Source organism: uncultured Cohaesibacter sp., from assembly GCF_963556055.3.
Lineage (GTDB): Bacteria > Pseudomonadota > Alphaproteobacteria > Rhizobiales > Cohaesibacteraceae > Cohaesibacter.
The window spans coordinates 284,829-302,968 of the sequence record NZ_CAUVYE020000012.1 but is presented as its reverse complement, the minus strand read 5'-3'; the positions used below and the strand labels follow the sequence as shown (position 1 = coordinate 302,968).

15 protein-coding genes and 5 pseudogenes are annotated in these 18,140 nt (G+C 54.2%); 9 read left to right on the top strand and 11 right to left on the bottom strand.

The window, feature by feature from the left end:
* Position 1 precedes the first annotated feature (1 nt).
* Positions 2 to 877 (bottom strand): uroporphyrinogen-III C-methyltransferase, encoded by an 876-nt coding sequence (gene cobA, locus ACHZB8_RS07815; RefSeq protein WP_316859689.1) that lies wholly within the window; start codon positions 875 to 877, stop codon positions 2 to 4.
* A gap of 64 nt (positions 878 to 941) precedes the next feature.
* Between cobA and ACHZB8_RS07810 the strand changes: the two genes are divergently transcribed.
* The 5 genes and pseudogenes from ACHZB8_RS07810 (at position 942) to dusA (ending at position 5,638) form a co-directional block, all read left to right on the top strand.
* Positions 942 to 2,078: a cobalt-precorrin-5B (C(1))-methyltransferase gene (locus ACHZB8_RS07810; protein WP_316859688.1), complete on the top strand. Its 1,137-nt coding sequence runs from the start codon at positions 942 to 944 to the stop codon at positions 2,076 to 2,078.
* Positions 2,071 to 2,595 (top strand): annotated as a pseudogene (locus ACHZB8_RS07805) (precorrin-6A/cobalt-precorrin-6A reductase); the annotation flags it as partial. The gene ACHZB8_RS07810 and the pseudogene ACHZB8_RS07805, both read left to right, overlap by 8 nt.
* A 97-nt stretch (positions 2,596 to 2,692) precedes the next feature.
* A complete protein-coding gene (locus ACHZB8_RS07800; RefSeq protein WP_394706141.1) occupies positions 2,693 to 2,851 on the top strand; it encodes a precorrin-6A/cobalt-precorrin-6A reductase in 159 nt (52 codons plus the stop codon).
* A gap of 112 nt (positions 2,852 to 2,963) precedes the next feature.
* Positions 2,964 to 4,455 (top strand): annotated as a pseudogene (locus ACHZB8_RS07795) (cobyric acid synthase).
* A gap of 185 nt (positions 4,456 to 4,640) precedes the next feature.
* A pseudogene (gene dusA / locus ACHZB8_RS07790) lies at positions 4,641 to 5,638 on the top strand (tRNA dihydrouridine(20/20a) synthase DusA).
* An 83-nt stretch (positions 5,639 to 5,721) separates the two neighbouring features.
* Here dusA and ACHZB8_RS07785 read toward each other — a convergent pair.
* The 5 genes and pseudogenes from ACHZB8_RS07785 to ACHZB8_RS07765 all read right to left on the bottom strand — a co-directional run bounded on the left by ACHZB8_RS07785 (position 5,722) and on the right by ACHZB8_RS07765 (position 7,374).
* Positions 5,722 to 5,955: a TIGR02281 family clan AA aspartic protease gene (locus ACHZB8_RS07785; protein ID WP_316859686.1), complete on the bottom strand. Its 234-nt coding sequence runs from the start codon at positions 5,953 to 5,955 to the stop codon at positions 5,722 to 5,724.
* Positions 5,942 to 6,346, bottom strand: coding sequence for a hypothetical protein (locus ACHZB8_RS07780; protein WP_316859685.1), 405 nt, complete (start codon positions 6,344 to 6,346; stop codon positions 5,942 to 5,944). The genes ACHZB8_RS07785 and ACHZB8_RS07780 overlap by 14 nt, the downstream gene beginning before the upstream one ends.
* A gap of 159 nt (positions 6,347 to 6,505) precedes the next feature.
* Positions 6,506 to 6,646, bottom strand: coding sequence for an adenosylcobinamide-GDP ribazoletransferase (locus ACHZB8_RS07775; protein ID WP_394706149.1), 141 nt, complete (start codon positions 6,644 to 6,646; stop codon positions 6,506 to 6,508).
* A gap of 121 nt (positions 6,647 to 6,767) precedes the next feature.
* Positions 6,768 to 7,214, bottom strand: a pseudogene (locus tag ACHZB8_RS07770) (adenosylcobinamide-GDP ribazoletransferase); the annotation flags it as partial.
* A gap of 13 nt (positions 7,215 to 7,227) precedes the next feature.
* A complete protein-coding gene (locus tag ACHZB8_RS07765) occupies positions 7,228 to 7,374 on the bottom strand; it encodes a hypothetical protein (RefSeq protein ID WP_316859683.1) in 147 nt (48 codons plus the stop codon).
* Positions 7,375 to 7,617: 243 nt separating this feature from the next.
* On the opposite strand from ACHZB8_RS07765, the pseudogene cobT reads away from it, so the two are divergent.
* Together cobT and ACHZB8_RS07755 are read left to right on the top strand one after the other, a co-directional pair.
* Positions 7,618 to 8,632 (top strand): annotated as a pseudogene (gene cobT, locus ACHZB8_RS07760) (nicotinate-nucleotide--dimethylbenzimidazole phosphoribosyltransferase).
* A gap of 315 nt (positions 8,633 to 8,947) precedes the next feature.
* Positions 8,948 to 9,805 (top strand): DMT family transporter, encoded by an 858-nt coding sequence (locus ACHZB8_RS07755; protein WP_316859682.1) that lies wholly within the window; start codon positions 8,948 to 8,950, stop codon positions 9,803 to 9,805.
* A gap of 71 nt (positions 9,806 to 9,876) precedes the next feature.
* On the opposite strand, the gene ACHZB8_RS07750 is transcribed toward ACHZB8_RS07755, so the two are convergent.
* Positions 9,877 to 11,406, bottom strand: a complete 1,530-nt coding sequence (locus tag ACHZB8_RS07750; protein ID WP_316859681.1) for an ATP-binding protein — start codon at positions 11,404 to 11,406, stop codon at positions 9,877 to 9,879.
* A gap of 222 nt (positions 11,407 to 11,628) precedes the next feature.
* Here ACHZB8_RS07750 and ACHZB8_RS07745 point away from each other — a divergent pair, with 222 nt between their 5' ends.
* A complete protein-coding gene (locus ACHZB8_RS07745; RefSeq protein ID WP_316859680.1) occupies positions 11,629 to 12,246 on the top strand; it encodes a uracil-DNA glycosylase family protein in 618 nt (205 codons plus the stop codon).
* Between the two features lie 180 nt (positions 12,247 to 12,426).
* Complete coding sequence (locus ACHZB8_RS07740) at positions 12,427 to 12,903, top strand: Lrp/AsnC family transcriptional regulator (protein ID WP_316859853.1); 477 nt, start codon at positions 12,427 to 12,429, stop codon at positions 12,901 to 12,903.
* Between the two features lie 160 nt (positions 12,904 to 13,063).
* Here ACHZB8_RS07740 and ACHZB8_RS07735 read toward each other — a convergent pair whose 3' ends face one another.
* The 4 genes from ACHZB8_RS07735 to ACHZB8_RS07720 all read right to left on the bottom strand — a co-directional run bounded on the left by ACHZB8_RS07735 (position 13,064) and on the right by ACHZB8_RS07720 (position 18,113).
* Positions 13,064 to 13,939: an NAD(P)-dependent oxidoreductase gene (locus tag ACHZB8_RS07735; protein ID WP_316859679.1), complete on the bottom strand. Its 876-nt coding sequence runs from the start codon at positions 13,937 to 13,939 to the stop codon at positions 13,064 to 13,066.
* A 90-nt stretch (positions 13,940 to 14,029) separates the two neighbouring features.
* On the bottom strand, positions 14,030 to 16,099 hold the full coding sequence (gene glyS, locus ACHZB8_RS07730) for a glycine--tRNA ligase subunit beta (protein ID WP_316859678.1): 2,070 nt from the start codon (positions 16,097 to 16,099) through the stop codon (positions 14,030 to 14,032).
* A 443-nt stretch (positions 16,100 to 16,542) separates the two neighbouring features.
* Positions 16,543 to 17,406 (bottom strand): ABC transporter permease, encoded by an 864-nt coding sequence (locus ACHZB8_RS07725; protein WP_394706140.1) that lies wholly within the window; start codon positions 17,404 to 17,406, stop codon positions 16,543 to 16,545.
* Entirely contained in the window at positions 17,403 to 18,113 is a 711-nt protein-coding gene (locus ACHZB8_RS07720) for an ABC transporter permease (protein ID WP_316859677.1), read from the bottom strand. Before ACHZB8_RS07720 ends, ACHZB8_RS07725 begins: the two co-directional genes overlap by 4 nt.
* Between the last annotated feature and the right edge of the window lie 27 nt (positions 18,114 to 18,140).

The following is an 18,140-nucleotide window of genomic DNA, read 5'->3' as shown; positions in this document are numbered from 1 at the left end:
ATCAATCCTCTGTGGTTGGTGGAAAGGAGGCACGCAATGGATCTGAAATCAGCTCTTTGCCGTCATTGGCATGGCCGAGCCAATCAAGACCACCACGCAATTTGACAACATCGCCAATCACGATCACGGCGGGCGGTTTCATATGAGAATGCTCGCTTGCCTCTGCAATTTCCGAAACAGTCGATATCAGAACCTGCTGTGCGGGTGTGCTGGCGTTGCAGATCACCGCAGCCCCTTCATCGGGTCTGCGCCCGGCCTGCAACAGCTTGTCGGTAATACCGTGCAAATGCTTCATTGCCATATACATGACAATGACCTGCGATCCTTTTGCAATGGCATCCCAGTTGAGCGCCGTAGGCATCTCGCCCGTGTGGTCATGGCCGGTAAGGAACGTCACCGACTGGTTGATCTCGCGATGGGTGGCAGGAATGCCTGCATAGCAGAGCCCGCCGATCCCCGCAGTGATGCCGGGTACCACTCGAAAAGGGATTTTCTCTTCCACCAATTGCAGGGCTTCTTCGCCACCGCGGCCGAAAATGAATGGATCTCCACCCTTCAGCCGCAAGACCCTTTTGCCTTGCCTGGCCAACTCGATCAAACGCAGATTGATGTCTTTTTGCTTGGGAGAGGGACGCCCGCCGCGCTTGCCTGCAAATTCGAGCAGAATGTCGGGGCGCGCGAAAGAGAGGATGGCTTTATCGACAAGGGCGTCATAGATGATCGCATCAGCCTGCCTGAGGGCATTCACTGCGTGAAGGGTCAATAATCCCCGATCTCCGGGTCCACCACCAACCAGCCAAACCCATCCGGGAAGGAATTCGGGCAGTCCTTCAAACAGGACTTGACTATATGGATCATCCACCAGATTGCTTGTCATTTTTTTTGCTGGCTCCAGTACTTGTCTATCGCCACAACACTAAACGTCCTATATATCTGTGTCTATGTCAGACGATACAGAAAACACAAAACAAAGCTCAAAATTACGGCGTGGATGGACGACGGGCGCATGCGCAACCGCTGCAACCAAGGCAGCCTTGACCGCGCTTGCGACAGGCAGCTTTCCCGACCCAGTCGAAATCACTTTGCCAAAGGGTCAAAAAACCGCTTTTGCGTTAGATTATGAAGACATACAGGAGAATCAGGCCGAGGTCGGAATCGTCAAAGATGCCGGAGATGATCCCGATGTGACCCACGGAGCACTGGTCAAGGCCAAGGTCCGGTTCGGGGCCAGGGGAGATGGCATTCGCTTTTTTGCCGGGGAGGGCGTGGGTACGATCACCCGTGCCGGACTGCCATTGCCGGTGGGGGAGCCTGCGATCAATCCGGTCCCGCGCCAGATGATGACGGAGGTTGTCAATGAGCTTGCCAGTAAATATGACTTCGCTCCTGACATGGACATTACGATTTCTGTCCGCAACGGTGAAAAGCTCGCCAAACACACCTGGAACCCGCGCCTAGGTATCGTCGGTGGGCTCTCGATTCTGGGTACGACCGGAGTTGTGATTCCCTTTTCCTGTTCCGCATGGATCCATTCGATCCATCGCGGGATTGATGTCGCCCGCGCCGAGAAGCTGCCCCATGTTGCCGGCTGCACCGGCTCGACATCCGAGAAAGCGGTCCGCCAGCTTTATGAGCTACCCGATTTTGCGATGCTCGACATGGGCGATTTTGTCGGCGGAATGCTGAAATACCTACGAACGCATCCAGTGCCTCGCATCACCATCGGCGGAGGATTTGCCAAGCTGAGCAAATTGGCACAGGGCCATATGGATCTGCATTCCGGTCGTTCGCAAGTGGATTTTGACTGGATGGCCGAACGCATAGCAGAGCTGGGCGGCGATGATCAGATGCAACAACAGGCCCGAGACGCCAACACGGCTCTCGCCGTGCTGCAAATGGCAGACGCTGCCGGACTTGATATCGCCAACAAGATTGCACAATTGGCAAAGGCAAGAGCGCTTGACATTCTGCGCAATCCTGACGCCGCGCTCGATATCGTGATCGTGTCCCGTAAAGGCGACATAATCGCGCGCGCTGGTCAGGACACAGAGCCGAAAGGTCATTCGCAAGATGCCTGATTTGCGACATGTCCTGATTTTGGGTGGCACGAGCGAGGCGCGTGGGATTGTTGCAACTCTTCTGGCAAAGGGAGCCGTCAGGGTAACTTTTTCTCTGGCCGGTGCATTGGGGGATGAGGCAAGGGCGTCCTTTTACCGCAAGCTCGGTGAGTGTGACAAAACAAATCTCGAGCTGCGCGTTGGCGGATTTGGTGGTGCAGAAGGGCTGAGGGACTATCTGCTCGTGAACGGCATCGACAGCATGATTGATGCCACGCATCCCTATGCCGCAAGGATGAGCCACAATGCATGTGAAGCCGCAAGGCTCGCTTCCGTTCCGCTTGTCCGGTTCGTCCGTCCAGCCTGGCAGCCGACTACAAAAGACAATTGGCTCGAGGTCGAGGATCTTGACGCCGCCGCCGCCGCCTTGCCCGAAGGGGCGAGGGTGTTTCTTGCGCTCGGCAGCCAATCGATTGCCCCTTTCCTCAAGCGATCTGACTGTCAGCTCATGGCGCGCAGTTTGGTCGACCCGGCCTTTTCGCGGAAAGCTCACATGCATATCGTGAAGGGGGCACCGGGGGGGCTCTGTTCAACAGGAATCCGACCTGTTTCGCACGCATGGCATCGAGTATCTGGTGTCCAAAAACTCCGGGTCGGACCTGTCCTACAACAAAATTCTTGCTGCCGGAGCATTCGATATCAAGGTCATAATGGTGAGGCGGCCGCACTTGCCACCATGTTCTGAATTGAACGACATTGAATCGATTTTGGACTGGTTGCAAACGCATGGCTAAACCGCTGATTCTGCTCAAGAACCATTTGTCAAACAGGGTGTTGGTGTTTAGCTTCAATAAATCGGGAAACGAAGCGACCGGGCGACGAGAACAAAAAAATGAGGGTAGCGAAATGAAAGCAATCATGTTTCAGGGAACCGGCTCCAATGTTGGAAAATCCATGTTGGTTGCAGGTCTTTGCCGTCTTTTCACCCGCCGTGGATATCGCGTTTGCTCCCTTCAAGCCGCAGAATATGTCAAACAATGCGGCGGTTACCGCTGAAGGAGGCGAAATCGGGCGGGCGCAAGCGCCTTCAGGCCATCGCCTGCGGACTGGAGCCGAGCATTCACATGAACCCGGTTCTGCTCAAACCCCAGAGTGATGTCGGCTCTCAGGTTGTGGTGCAGGGCAAGGTCATCGGGCAGATGAAGGCCAGCGACTACGCGAAAAACAAGGGCACCCTGCTCGAAGCGGTCATGCAATCCTATCACCGATTGGGCGAGGATGCCGACATTTGTCGTGGTCGAAGGGGCGGGCAGTGCATCCGAGGTCAATCTTCGTTCCGGTGACATCGCAAATATGGGATTTGCCAGAGCGGCAAATATCCCCGTCATCACTGATAGGTGACATTGAGTCGCGGAGGTGTGATCGCGTCCATTGTCGGTACCGAACGGTTGCTCCCGCAAGAGGATCATGCCTTGGTGAAGGGGTATCTGATCAACAAGTTTCGTGGCGATGTGAGACCCTGTTTGACTCAGGCCTTGATATCATTTCCGAACATACGGGATGGAAAAGTTATGGCATTTTGCCCTGGTTCGACGATGCTGTCCGCCTTCCTGCCGAAGACAGTGAAGACCTTGGCCGCGAGAAAAAGGGGCCGAAGTCGAGCGGCTCATTCAAGATCGCAGTTCCGGTTTTCCCGCGCATCGCCAATTTCGACGATCTGGATGCGCTGAAATCCGAACCCGGTGTAACCCTGCAAATGATCGAGCGGGGAACGCCCATTCCGGCTGACACCGATCTGGTGATCATTCCGGGTTCGAAGTCAACAATCGCCGATCTGAATGCATTGCGGTCCGAAGGGTGGGATGTCGATATTCTGGCCCATGCAAGGCGCGGTGGCTTTGTGCTTGGCCTGTGTGGCGGCTACCAGATGCTTGGCAAAAAGATCGCCGACCCCGAGGGTGTCGAGACGGTAAAAGGCTCGGTCTGCGATGGCCTCGGGCTGCTGGATCTGGAAACCGTGATGGCAGGCGAAAAACGGACCGTGCAGGTTTCGGGCACGCATGTCGACAGCGGTTTGGAGATGTCCGGCTATGAAATTCATGTCGGACGCAGCGAAGGCCCGGACTGTGTCCGGCCCCTGTTCCACATCGAGGGCAAGGACGAGGGCGCAATATCACCCGATGGCCGGATCATGGGCTGCTATATCCATGGGCTGTTCAACAGCGACGCTTTCCGGTCTGCCTTCCTGAAACGGCTTGGCGCATCAACCGGCGGGCACAATTATCACCAGATGGTCGAGGACACCCTTGACGCATTGGCCGATCACCTTGCCCAATTCCTTGATGTCGATGGCCTGCTTGAGATAGCCTCCGAAGGCATGACCAAGACGCCTGACTAGAGCTTTGCAGCATCCCCAAGCCTGACCGATTGATCTGGCCTTGTCTCCATAGCGGGAAATGAGACAAATCAGATCCTGTCATGTCGCTATTTGTCAAATCGGACTGGCCGGGAGCCGAAATTGCCGCTAGAAGAGAGCGATTCCCATAAGCGGCAAACACACCAACAACTAACAAAAGGCACGGCATGTCATTGGAAACTCTGAAAGACCAATACATCTCCGGGACAAAATTCTTCTCCGTCGCGCCCATGATGGAGTGGACGGACAGGCATTGCCGGTATTTTCATCGTTTGCTGTCCAGAAGAGCCCTGCTTTATACCGAAATGGTCACCGCGCCGGCGGTCATTCATGGGGATCGGGACCGGCTTATCGGTTTCAACGGGCAGGAACACCCTGTGGCGCTGCAACTGGGCGGGTCAGAGCCGGATCAGCTGGCCGAAGCGACCCGCATCTGCACGGATCGAGGCTATGATGAAATCAATCTCAATGTCGGCTGTCCGTCCGATCGTGTCCAGTCTGGCAAGTTCGGGGCCTGTCTCATGGCTGAACCCGATCTGGTGGCGCGCTGCATCGAGGCGATGAAAGCCGCCACCCATCTGCCGGTCACCGTGAAATGCCGGATCGGGATCGACGACCAGAATGAGGAAGAGGCGCTTGATGATTTGGTTGATCAGGTGCTTGGCGTCGGCTGCGATGCTCTGACGGTGCATGCAAGAAAGGCCTGGCTTGATGGCCTGAGCCCGAAGGGAAAACCGCGATATTCCACCGCTCAACTATGATCGGGTCTATCGGTTGAAACGGCGACCTGCCTCAGACACACATCAGCATCAATGGCGGTATCAAGACGATTGCCGACGCCAAAGAGCATTTCGAGCATCTTGATGGTGTGATGCTCGGCCGCGCGGCCTACCAGTCCCCGGCCATTCTGGCAGACGTAGACAGCGCGCTCTATGGTGAAGGAAGAGGTGACGGATCTCTTTTCCGTTGCCGAACAGATGATCCCCTATATCGATGCCCCATGTTACAAAAGGCGGGGCGTGTCAACCAGATCACCCGTCACATGCTCGGGCTGTTTCAGAACCGCCCCGGCGCACGCAGATGGCGACAAATCCTGACGGTTGATTCCGTCAAGCCCGAAGCGACATCAGCCTTGATCAAAGAGGCCCTTGACGCTGTTCGTTGATCCGCTGGCATCAAAAGGGCCTCACGGCTTCATTGTCAGCTTGTCGCCCGAAACGGTCCAGCTTTGCAGACGGTCGAGATAACTCATGCCCAGAAGGCTCTCGCTGAGGGGCCTGTTCCTGCGCGACCATTGCTGGCACGTGTTTTGGCCTCAATCCCGCCAACCGATATCTTGTTGAGCCAAATTCTGGCCGTGTAGGCCTTGCCGTTGGCGGTGTTGACGGGAGAGGCATAGTTCAGATTGGCTGTGTCTATGCCAATGGTGAGCGCATCTTCGTGGGTCAGAACCACAGAACTCGCCCCGCTATCGACCATCATGGGGGATGGTCGAACCGTTGATGTCTGCCTGGACCTGAAAATGTCCGTCCAGCGTGCGGCGAAAGGAAACCTCGCCATTGTTGGCAACAACGCCCGAACCGGGTAACAGCTCGCTGGCCACACGATTGACGAGAATTTTGGCCTCATCCTTGAAACTGTAGCCAAGCATGAGGGCAAGGCCGACCAGTAGCCACATGAAAAGATATTTCACGGATTTGAGGATCGTTCCCTTGCGCTGGTTCCGTCCGCTGAGCAGGAACAGCAGAAGCGTGGAAAGGAGGGCGACACTCCCCACTGTTTCGATCGGATAACCGAAGACCTCTCCGGCGTCATGGTTGAACACCAGCAGCGCGACTGTGGTGACGACAATTCCGATCAAGACATAGAACACGATGAAATATCTCCAGACAGACAAACTCACTCATGGAGATATAGGGGCAGCAATGTGTCAAATCCATGGACCAGCAGGCAACACCGGCAACTGTCGCTTCCTGCGGCCGAAAAAGGGACGTGTTTTCAATCTCTGGTAAAAGATGAAATTGGGGAAGACTTAGCCAACAGATGCAAAGAGCAAGAGGCCGATCATGAAGAAGATGTCGCCAATCTGCTGTGATGCCCCCAACACATCGCCTGTCTGCCCCTTGATGTGGTATTTCGCGAGATAAACCACAAGCAAGCTTGAAAGGGCCATCATGCCAAAAAGCCGAAACACCCGAAAGAAGGCCGAAAACAGGAACGACTATAAGCGCGGTTACAAGGGCACCCATGGCAATGCCGATCGCATAGGTAAGCGTCGAGGGCTGGCCTATGCTGGCTGACAACCCATTCAGACGCGCGCGGCGGGCAGAGTGTGCCAGACATGAAGAATTGCAACACGCGACGCAAGCGCCGAGGCGAGAAAGGCGAGCCCACCGGTGCTGACGCCATAATTCTCGAACGAGATAGCCAAGAATGCTGATCCGCAAAAACAGACTGAGCATCAGGGCAAGGGCGCCATAGCTGCCAAGGCGGCTATCTTTCATGATCTCCAGCTTGCGCGTGATCGAATGCCCCCCCCAAAAGCCGTCCGCCACGTCAGCAAGGCCATCTTCGTGAAGGCCTCCGGTCAGGATGACTGTCATGGAGATCGTGAGCGCCGCAAGCATGTAGGACGGCAAGGGCGAAGTGAGGGCAAGAACGTCGAAAACCGTAGCGGGTACGAGTGCAATGAAAGCTACAAAAAGCCCTACGAGCGGAAGGGCCCGAGCAGTGCGATACATGGTCGGCATGCCTTCATTTGCGCGACCCGAAAATGGCAGGAACCGGCATGCGGGTAAAGAAGGCGAGGCAATCGATAAAGTCTTGATGCCAATTGGTAATCGAGCGAACAAGCCGTTGCATTTTTGTCTGGGATTCACTCGAGGTCATGTTATCAGCCATAAAATCCCCCTTTTGGTGAGATAGCGAAAATTTGCTTGTTGCTCAGGCAAACGCCGCTCAGTATATCTCTGTGATGGAGTGATTTGAAATGAGCAAATTCGATCACGGAAGGCAAGCGATTTGTGACTTTGCAACAGGCCTTTTGTGAGCGGTGCGCTCCAAGTGCTGATTTCCAAAGCATTCTCTTTCTGGGCCACCTACATTGTGTGCGCTCGGACCATTAAATTTTAAGAAGGTTTGAAAATGACACTATCTGATTCCGAACATCCGTTTGACGACATTCTTGCTCTGATCGAGCAAATGCCGGCCGCCGACGAAGACGTGCGTGCCAAGGTCAGAGAAAGAGAAGCAGTGCTTACCAAGCCGCAAGGCTCGCTTGGCAAGCTCGAAGAATTGGCTGAGTGGGTTGCCGTTTGGCAGCGCACCGAAACACCGCAGATCAATCGGCCACTGGTTGCCGTGTTTGCTTGCCAGCACGGCATTGCCAGCCGTGGCGTTTCCGCGTTCCCTCAGGAACTGAACCAGATCATGGTCAAGAATTTCAGTGATGGCGGAGCCGCGATCAACCAGCTTTGCACGGCAAACGATCTGGGCTTGAAAGTCTTTGATCTTGCGATTGAATATCCGACCGGTGATATTTCCGTTGAGCCCGCCTTGACCGAAAAGGACTGTGTCGCGACCATGGCCTATGGCATGGAGTCAATCGCTGGCGGCACCGATCTGTTGTGCCTGGGCGAAATGGGCATCGGCAACACCACGATTTCTGCTGCTCTGTTTGCGGCGCTATTCGGTGGGGATGCCAGCGAGTGGTGTGGCCGTGGGTCTGGCGTGAATGACGAAGGTGTTCAGCTCAAGATCGATCTCGTCAATCAGGCGCTTGAAACCCACAAGGACTATCTCGACAATCCTCATGGAAATCCTGGCGCGTCTCGGTGGACGTGAATTTGCCGCGATGGCCGGTGCCGTTCTTGCCGCGCGCCTGAACAAGGTTCCGGTGATCGTTGACGGCTTCAACACAACAGCGGCGGTTGCTGTTTTGCACAAACTGAACCCTGCCGCTCTCGACCATTGCATTTTCTCCCATTGCTCCGCCGAAGGGGCGCACCGCAAGGCGCTTGATCATATGGGCAAAACCGCATTGCTTGATCTTGGTATGCGTTTGGGTGAAGGGACCGGTGCTGCTGTTGCTGCCGGCATCGTCAAGGCAGCCTGCCAGGCACATAATGGCATGGCGACCTTCGCCGACGTCGGCCTTTAAGGCCATCTCGCCTTTTACCGGCTCGGTATTTGGCAATGACATCAGACACTTTGCGGAGAAGCCGGCATCTGTGCCGGCTTTTCTGTCTTGCACCATCCTTGCGCAGCCATGCCACGCATGTGATTTACAATCTGCTCTCGGGATGGTATTTCTCAATGGCTTATCCATGTTCAGCTAGGGTTCCGCTGTCTCCGACAGGTCAGGACCGAGCGCTGCTATGAGCCCGGTAGGGCAGACACCTTACAGACCAAAAGACTAGGGGGGATGGACAAGGCACGAACCTTTGTGTCCAATCCAAATGTCTTTTGAAGGTGTATGATGACCTCTCTTGGTTTTCTTCTTGTTCTTGCGGCAGCCGCTTGCCATGCCGTCTGGAATTTCTTTGTCAAACAGATCAATGCTGGTCCGGAACTCGTCTGGCTTTTCTCCCTTCTGACAATCGTGATCTATAGCCCTCTGGCGGCCTGGTTTCTTTGGCAGGGCCCTGCGCTCGATCCGACAGCCCTTGGCTTCATCTTCGCCAGTTGTCTCATTCATCTTGGCTATTTTCTTCTCCTGCAACAGGGCTATCGCAAAGGCGAGCTTTCCATTGTCTACCCGACGGCTCGAGCGACGGGGCCGATGCTGTCGACGCTGTTTTCCATAGCGTTCTTGAACGACCATGCAAGTTTGCAAGGAGTCGCCGGCGGCCTGGTGATCATCTTTGGTGTCTTCATGCTCTCTGGCGGGATCGGCACCATGAAGGGAAATGCAGCCCAGTCCCTGCGGTTCGGTATCGGAGCGGGGCTGATGATCGGCAGCTACACGGTCTGGGATGCCTATACTGTATCCGTGCTGATGGTGCCCCCTCTATTGCTCGATTATGCATCGAGTCTGGGGCGGGTCATGCTGCTTGCGCCGATTGCAGCAAAGAGAAAAACCGACGTGAAAAGGCTTTGGCGGGAGCATAAGGGCCCGGTCTTCGTGATTGCACTTTTTAACCCGCTTGCCTACATTCTGGTGCTTGTCGCCATGACCTTCACTCCGGTCAGTTACGTCGCTCCGATCCGTGAGATCAGCGTCGTCTTGTCGGTCTTGCTGGGTAGTCTTGTACTGGGGGAGGGGCAGCTTGGCAGACGCCTTGCCTTGGCTCTCGTCATCCTGGCAGGGGTGTCGGTTTTGGCGACCTCATGAGGATCTCGTGAAGACCGAAGCTGAAACGACCGCGTCGCTCGCGGCTATGATGCGTGAGCGACAAGGCCTCTTCAGACAGCCCGTTTGAGCAGGATACGGTTCTTCTTCGGCTTAATGACATCCATGACGCGGCTCGGGGGGAAGATCGCCGAAACTTTGGTTCCCTTCCTCAGTTCCGATTGCAGGTCAAACTTGCCATCATGCATGTTGACCAGTGCCTGAACGATGGAAAGACCAAGACCCGATCCTTCCTCGGCCATCTGAATAGCCGCAGAGCCTTGTCCGAACGCACTTAGCACGGTCTCGATTTCATTTTCCGGAATGCCCATGCCTGTATCCAGTACAGTGACCATCTGGCCACCATCTTCAGTGGATTTGGCGGAAAGCGTAATCTTGCCGCCGTTGGGTGTGAACTTCACGGCGTTGGTCAGGATGTTGAGGATGATCTGTCGAATCGCCCGCTCATCGGCCCAGAGCTTGGGCATGGTCTGATCCAGATCGAGCACGATTGCTATATCCTTGGCGCTGGCGCGAATACGCAAGAGATTTTCGCAGTCTTCTGCAATGAGCGACAGGGAAACCGCTTCCTCATTCAGCTTGTAGCGTCCGGCCTCGATGCGGGAGAGATCAAGGATCTCGTTGATGAGGTTGAGAAGGTGAGACCCCGAAGCATGAATATCGTTTGAATATTCTCGATATTTGTCATTGGGGAGGGGGCCAAAGACCTCATTCTTCATCATTTCCGAGAAACCGAGGATCGCGTTGAGCGGGGTCCGCAGCTCATGGCTCATGGTCGCCAGAAAACGGCTTTTGGCCGTATTGGCCTCTTCTGCCTGTCGACGCGACTCGTCAGATATCGCTTTTGCCTGTTCCAGTTCGGTGATGAGAAAGTCTTTCTCAACACGGAAATTGAGCATCGCAAGTGTAGAACTATAGAGCTGCTTGGACAGAAGAAAGAAGAAGAAAATCGCACCAATCGACATCAGCGACAGAGTTGTGTCTACCTGCGAAGCATGAATCAGGATCGTGTAGTTTATGACGAGCGCAATAGGCAACGACCCCGCCCAGACCGTCGATGGAATGGGGAAATTCAGCATTGTTGTGAGGGCGACCACGACCAGCATGATCGCGAATTGATACTCCTCGAGATAGCTCAGTTCCTTCGTCGTCGGCAAAAGCAGAATGGCCGCCCAGGCAAGCCCGCCAACAACTTCCCAGAAAATGAATCTGCGTTGCCATGCCCCGAGGTCGATTTCTTCACCCGAAGCATGTTCAAACCGATGAACAAGGAAACTCTTTATCAGATGAACCGCAAAGGTCACTGATATCCAGATCAGCGAATGAAGAGGCTCCGCCCATAGCGTAGAGATCGCACCGGAGATCAGCAACAGAACGGGAATGGCAAAAATGGCCGAAGCCCTGTTTTTTGCATACATCATCATCAGCTCGTGACGAAACGAGGGACGATAGCCATTCTTGTTGTTGAGTTGCTCACGGACGTCATGCACAGTACGAAGCACCGCGCGGCGCTTGGCTGCACGTGCACTGTTGATATCACGGTTGTTCGCGCTTGAACGTTGAGTGTTCGAGACACCCGCCATGAATGACGCCCTTCATTTTATGCAAATTGCTTCAAGGAGCATCATCCCTTATTTGTCTTAAAATCATGCTGAGAAAAATGGTTAATGAAGTCTTGATGTGCGAATTGCGTCCGGTCATTGCGACTGTTTGTTTGTCTCTATAAGGTGTTGTTATAAATAGAGTTTGTGTGTCATGCTCAAGGATGACGAAATGCATCTGAAGACAGTTTCAAAAGCGCGAATATGAACGAGACCCTTGTTGCACTTGAGCAGGCTATAGCCCTTTGCCGGATGTGTGTTGATACGCCGGACAAGGCTCCCTTGCCTCATGAGCCGCGTCCTGTTCTTCATTTGTCTGGCACGGCGAAGATTTGCATTGCAGGGCAGGCACCCGGTCGTCGTGTTCATCTCAGCGGCTTGCCCTTCGATGATCCTTCAGGGGATCGCCTTCGGGACTGGATGGGAATCGGTCGTGACATTTTCTACGACAAGACCCGGATTGCGATTGTGCCGATGGGCTTCTGCTTTCCCGGCAATGACGACAAGGGAGGCGATTTGCCTCCGAGAAAGGAATGTCTGCGGCACTGGCATGATCGCATATTTGCCGCGATGCCCCAGTTGGAGCTGATCCTTGTCATTGGCCAATATGCGCAGAAATATCACTTGGGAAAGCTGCGTCAATCCACCCTCACACAAACCGTTTCAAACGCGGAAAGCATATACAAAGCCAGCTCGTGTCCCAGATATTTTCCTCTGCCACACCCTTCATGGCGTAACACGGCCTGGATGAAAACCAATCCCTGGTTTGCAGAAAAAATCCTGCCATTGTTACGTCAGGAAGTGGCTCGAAAACTGGATTGAATTGTATAAAATAAATTGCTCAACTTTCCGGTCTAAACCAAAGGATGAGGGTTTTTTGCCTATAATTGCCATTGTGCTTAGAAATTTCTTTCGTTATTATTGGTGAAATTGCAATCTGGAAGAAAAATTTGTCTTGCTCAACAAGACGGGATCACGAATGAGCGAAGGGAGGCTTCCATGTTGGATCGATTGGATAGACGCATCTTGCAAATCTTGCAGGAAGACGCGACCATGCCAGTGGCCGAGATAGGCAGAAGGGTCGGGCTTTCAACAACGCCCTGCTGGCGACGCATTCAGAAAATGGAGGAGGAGGGCGTCATAACCGGACGCGTTGTGTTGCTCGATCCAAACAAGGTGAATGCCAAGGTAACGGCCTTTGTTGCGGTCACAACCAACGAACATTCGTCCGACTGGCTCAAGCGCTTTGCCGATGTCATCCGCGAGTTTCCCGAAGTGGTTGAGTTCTATCGCATGGCGGGTCAGGTTGACTATCTGCTGCGGGTCGCCGTGCCTGATATCGATGCCTATGACAACTTCTACAAGCGACTGATTTCCCGGATCGAGGTGGGGGACATTTCAACGACCTTTGCCATGGAGCAGATCAAATACACCACGGCACTGCCCTTGAACTATCTGCCGGACAAAGAAGCAAGATAGGCGTTCGAAACGCGGGCGGCGAATGAGCCGCCCTTTCCATTTGCAAATTGAAAAGCCCGCATCCGTTCAGGTGCGGGCTTTGTCATTTTCTTTGTGAGAGCCATGGTGGCGGGCTTGATACCGTGCTGCCCCGCTTTACAAGCTCATTGTGCAGTGGCGCTTACTTGTCTCTTTCCAGCAGAGCAACGAGCGAGGAGGTATCCCAGCGATTGCCTCCCATGGCCTGAATCTGCGCGTAAAACTGATCGACCGCTGCGGTTACTGGCAGGCGCGCACCATTGCTGCGTGCTTCATCCAGTACCATCGAGAGGTCCTTGCGCATCCAGTCCACGGCAAAGCCAAAATCAAACTCGCCCTTGGCCATGGTACCGGCGCGGTTCTCCATCTGCCAGGAACCGGCAGCGCCTTTTGAAATCACATCGACAACGGCTTCGACATCAAGCCCGGCCTGTTTGGCAAAATGAACGCCTTCAGAAAGGGCCTGCACGAGCCCGGCAATACAAATCTGATTGACCATCTTGGTCAACTGGCCTGAACCGGATGGTCCCATCAGGCCAACCATGCGGGCGTAGCATTCGATGACAGGTTTTGCTTTTTCGAAATCGGCGGCATCCCCACCACACATCACGGTCAACACTCCGTTGTCGGCACCCGCCTGGCCACCCGAAACAGGCGCATCGATGAATGCAACATCCTGCGTTTTTGCGACTTCATAAAGCTCGCGCGACACCTTGGCGCTGGCCGTTGTGTTATCGACAAAAATGGAACCGGCTTTCATGGTTGACAAGGCACCGGCTTCACCAATGGTCACCTCGCGCAAGTCATCATCATTGCCAACGCAGCAGAAAACGAAATCGGCGTCTTTTGCCGCGTCTGCCGGGGTTTCAGCGAAAGCACCACCATGCTCGGCAGCCCATTTTTCAGCTTTGGCCAGAGTGCGGTTATAGACCGTCACCTCATGGCCGCCTCTGTTTTTGAGATGGGCAGCCATCGGGTAGCCCATGACACCAAGCCCGAGAAAAGCAACTTTAGCCATTATCTAATACCCCTAATTCAAAGTGAAAACGCAAAAAGAACATCTGCGGAATGGAAAAGGGGCGGTTCATCTACCGCCCCGCATATTTGATCAGCCAGCGATCTTTGAGAAATCCGCAACCGTCAAAGTGGTTGCGCGGATCTGGTTGAGCATTTTCAGGCGGTTCTCGCGCACCTCTTCACGCTCGTCATTGACCAGAACCTTTTCAAAGAAGGCATCGACCGGTGCACGCAAGGTGGCAAGGGCAGACATCGCAGCTTCGAAGCCTTCTGCCTTGACTGCTTCTTCAGCCGCAACACGGGCCTTTTCAATAGCTGAAGCGAGGGCCACTTCTTCCGCTTCATGCAAATGTGCTCCCTCGATGGTGCCTTCAAAGCTTGTCTCTGACTTCTTCTCTTCGGCCCGCAGGATATTGGCAGCGCGGCGGTAGCCTGCCAGAAGATTGGTTCCGTCTTCACTGGCAAGGAAACTGCCCAGGGCTTCGACGCGTTTGGCAATCATGACGATGTCATCCTGACCACCAAGGGCGAAAACCGCATCGAGCAAGTCATGGCGAGCCCCCTTGTCCTTGAGATGGACACTGAGGCGGTCGACAAAGAAGGAAAGCAGATCATCCGCCTGCTGGAAGTCTGGCCGTGCCTTGAGGAAAATGTCCTGAAGTGACATGCGAATAGAGTTGCCTTCAAGAATGCGAATGACACCAAGGGCTGCGCGACGCAGCGCAAACGGATCTTTCGAGCCGGTTGGCTTTTCATCAATGGCCCAGAAGCCTGTGAGCAAATCAAGTTTGTCCGCAAGGGATACCGCGATCGATACCGGCTCGGTGGGAACCGCATCGCTTGGTCCCTGAGGCTTGTAATGCATTTCAATCGCATCGGCGACCGCAGCCTCTTCATTCTGTGCCAATGCATAGTAGCGTCCCATGAGACCTTGCAGCTCAGGGAATTCAAACACCATGTCGGATACAAGGTCGGCCTTGGCCAGTCTGGCCGCTCGCGAGGCAAGGGCCTTGTCGGCACCAACGATCGGAGCAAGATTTTCCGAAAGCGCAACAAGGCGCTGAACGCGCTCGCTCTGGGTGCCAAGCTTCTCATGAAAGACCATGCTGTCGAGTTTGTAGAGCCGGGTTTCCAGGCCGGTCTTAAGGTCGGTTTCCCAGAAGAACTTGGCGTCTGATAGACGCGCACGAACCACCTTCTGGTTCCCGGCAACAATCGTCTCGCCCTTATCCGGGGCTGAAAGGTTGGACACAAGAATGAACTTGTTGGCAAGTTTACCGGATTTTCCATCCTTGAGAACAAAGCATTTCTGATGCTCCCTGATCGAGGTCTGAATGACCTCGTCGGGCATGTCCAGGAAGCTTTCTTCGAACTCGCCCATCAAGGCCACCGGCCATTCAACGAGCCCTGCGACTTCTTCAAGAAGGCCCATATCCTCGACAAGCTCGAGACCTTGCGCGAAGGCAAGGGTCTTGGCGTCGTTGAGAATGATCTCCTTGCGTTCATCAAGATCAAGAACGACCTTGCGATCCTTGAGGGCCGCGACATAGTCGTCAAAGCGTTTGACTGCAAAGCTTTCCTTGGCATGGAAACGGTGCCCTCGGGTTTCATTGCCGCTCTTGATGCCTTCCACTTCAAAGGGAACGGTCTTGACCTCTTCGCCGTCGCTGAGCGTACAGAGAATGGAATGCAATGGGCGCACCCAGCGCAGGGCCCCTTCGCCTGCCTGACCCCATTTCTGGGATTTCGGCCATGGAAACTTGCGCACGACGTCTGGCACGAGATCGGCGATGATGTCTTCTGCCTTGCGACCGGCCTTGTTGATCACGGCGACGTAAAAATCACCCTTTTTGGGATCTGACTGAATGGTCGCTTCATCGATGGAGGAAAGGCCTGCACCGCGCAGAAAGCCTTGCAACGCCTTCTCTGGTGCACCGACACGCGGACCTTTCCGCTCTTCTGAAATGTCCGGCGATGAAGCCGTAAGTCCGGAGATCGCCAGAACCAGTCGCCGCGGTGTTGCAAATTCTCTTGCGCCCTCATAGGTCAAACCGGCTTCCACCAGACCCCCGGTGATCATTTTTTTCAAGTCGTCAGCCGCGCGGCGCTGCATGCGGGCCGGAATTTCTTCGGAAAATAGCTCAAGCAGAAGGTCTGGCATGGTGGTCTCGATCTATGGATTTATCGGATAGCAATTCGGAATTGTGAACTAGCGCAATTTGTACGATTTTTCAATCAAGGCAAATGCGGCCTGTTCTCATGATGTCTCCATGAGTTGCCAACAGCAAAACCAAAGAGACAGGGCAAGGCTCTAACAAGACAGGGCGAATTTGTCACTGATAAAATGCGAAAAATGGCGAGATGCCGCCACAATGCGCACAATCAGTTGCGCATCTGCATGTCTTCTTGCGCTCCATGTGTCAGGTGAGCAGAAAAGATAGGCAAACGCGACGGTCGCATCTTTGTCGTCCACTCATGCCAGAAGAGGCCGCAAACAGTGCAGGAAAATGAAAAGACAGGGGAAAGACAACCGCTTTCCTCTGTCTGATTATCGAATGGGTTTCTCTGCATTGGGCAGATCAGAGGCTGCCAAACGGAGGTCGCTCAGCCATTGTCCCGTTTGAGATGTCGCGTCAGCCGTTTCTCAAGCATGTCCCAGAGACGTCTCAGGATTTCGACGCACAGCAGATAGAAGATCGCGGCATAAATATAGGCTTGAAAGTCATAGGTCTGCGAGAAGGCGCGGCGTGTATGGCCCATCAAGTCATAGACGGAAATGATTGAGACCACGGCAGACCCCTTGATCATCAGAATGACTTCGTTGCCGTAGGGTCTGAGAGCGACGATCATGGCTTGCGGCAGAACAACCTTGAAAAAGGTAACCAGCTTTGAAAGGCCAAGGCTTTGTGCCCCTTCAACCTGCCCCTTGGGGACATTCATGATCGCGCCACGCAGGATTTCAGCCTGATAGGCCGCGGTGTTGAGCGTGAAGGACAAAAGAGCGATCGACCAGCTGTCACGGAACAGCCACCAAAGCCCAACATCCTGCCAGAATGGACGGAATTGACCGAAGCCGTAATAGAGCAGAAAAAGCTGCGCCAGAAGGGGCGTGCCACGGAAAAAATAGATATAGCCAAAGGAAAGCTGACGCAGAAAACCGTTTTTCGACATGCGCCCGAATGCGATGGGTAGCGACAGAATGCCACCAATCACCAGAGACCAGAAAACCAGCTCGATGGTTGTCAGAAAACCGTCAAGATAGCGCACGCTATAGCGCGACATGTAGTCTGCATCATAGCTGTCAATGAGAAACCAGATGATTGCAGCAAAGAAAGCAATCCAGACAGCGATCAAGACCGCGCCTGTCAGCTTGCCTAGCGTGAAAAGTTTCCCCCGAGCGCTGGCCGGGCAGGGCCTTGCGTCAAGCATTTCGTCTGCGATGTAACGTGTTTGTGCCAAGCGGTTCATGAGCGGGCCTCCCCGCGGCGAACCCGCTTCTCTATGCGTTCAAGACCGACAGACGAAAGGAATGTGAGCGCGAGATAGACCAGACAGGCAATCGCGAAGAAAAGAAAAGCCTCTTTTGTGTTGCGCGCGGCAAGGCCTGTGTTGCGCATGGTATCGGCAAGGCCGATGACCGAAACAAGAGATGTTTCCTTGAGCATGATCAGCCACAGATTCGAAAGACCGGGCAGGGCCAGCTTGATCAGTTGCGGCATGACCACGAAACGCATGGTCTTGAACCGCGATAGCCCGAGCGCATTTGCCCCTTCATATTGTCCCTGATTGATCCCCTTGAAGGCAGAAAGGAACACTTCGCTGGCATAGGAGGAAAAGACAAAGGCGAGGGCGATCATGCCGGCGACGAAAGAGTTGACCTCGACCGGGCTGCCAAGCAGTTTCTGTAGCAACAGATTGATCAGGATCTGACCGCCATAATAAACGATGAAGAGAGTAAGAAGCTCTGGCAAGCCCCTGAAAATGGTCGTGAAAATCTTCGCTGCGGTTTGGATGGTCGGTTCCTTGGAATTGATACCGAGCGCCAGAAGAAATCCTAAAATCAAACCGATAGGGAGGGTGGCCAAACCAAGGGAGACAGTCACCAAAACACCACGGGCGATTTCGTCACCCCAGCCTGCGGGGCCGAAGGAAAGAAGCGTTAAATAATCCGACATGAAAAGGCTAACCTATAAATCGAAAGT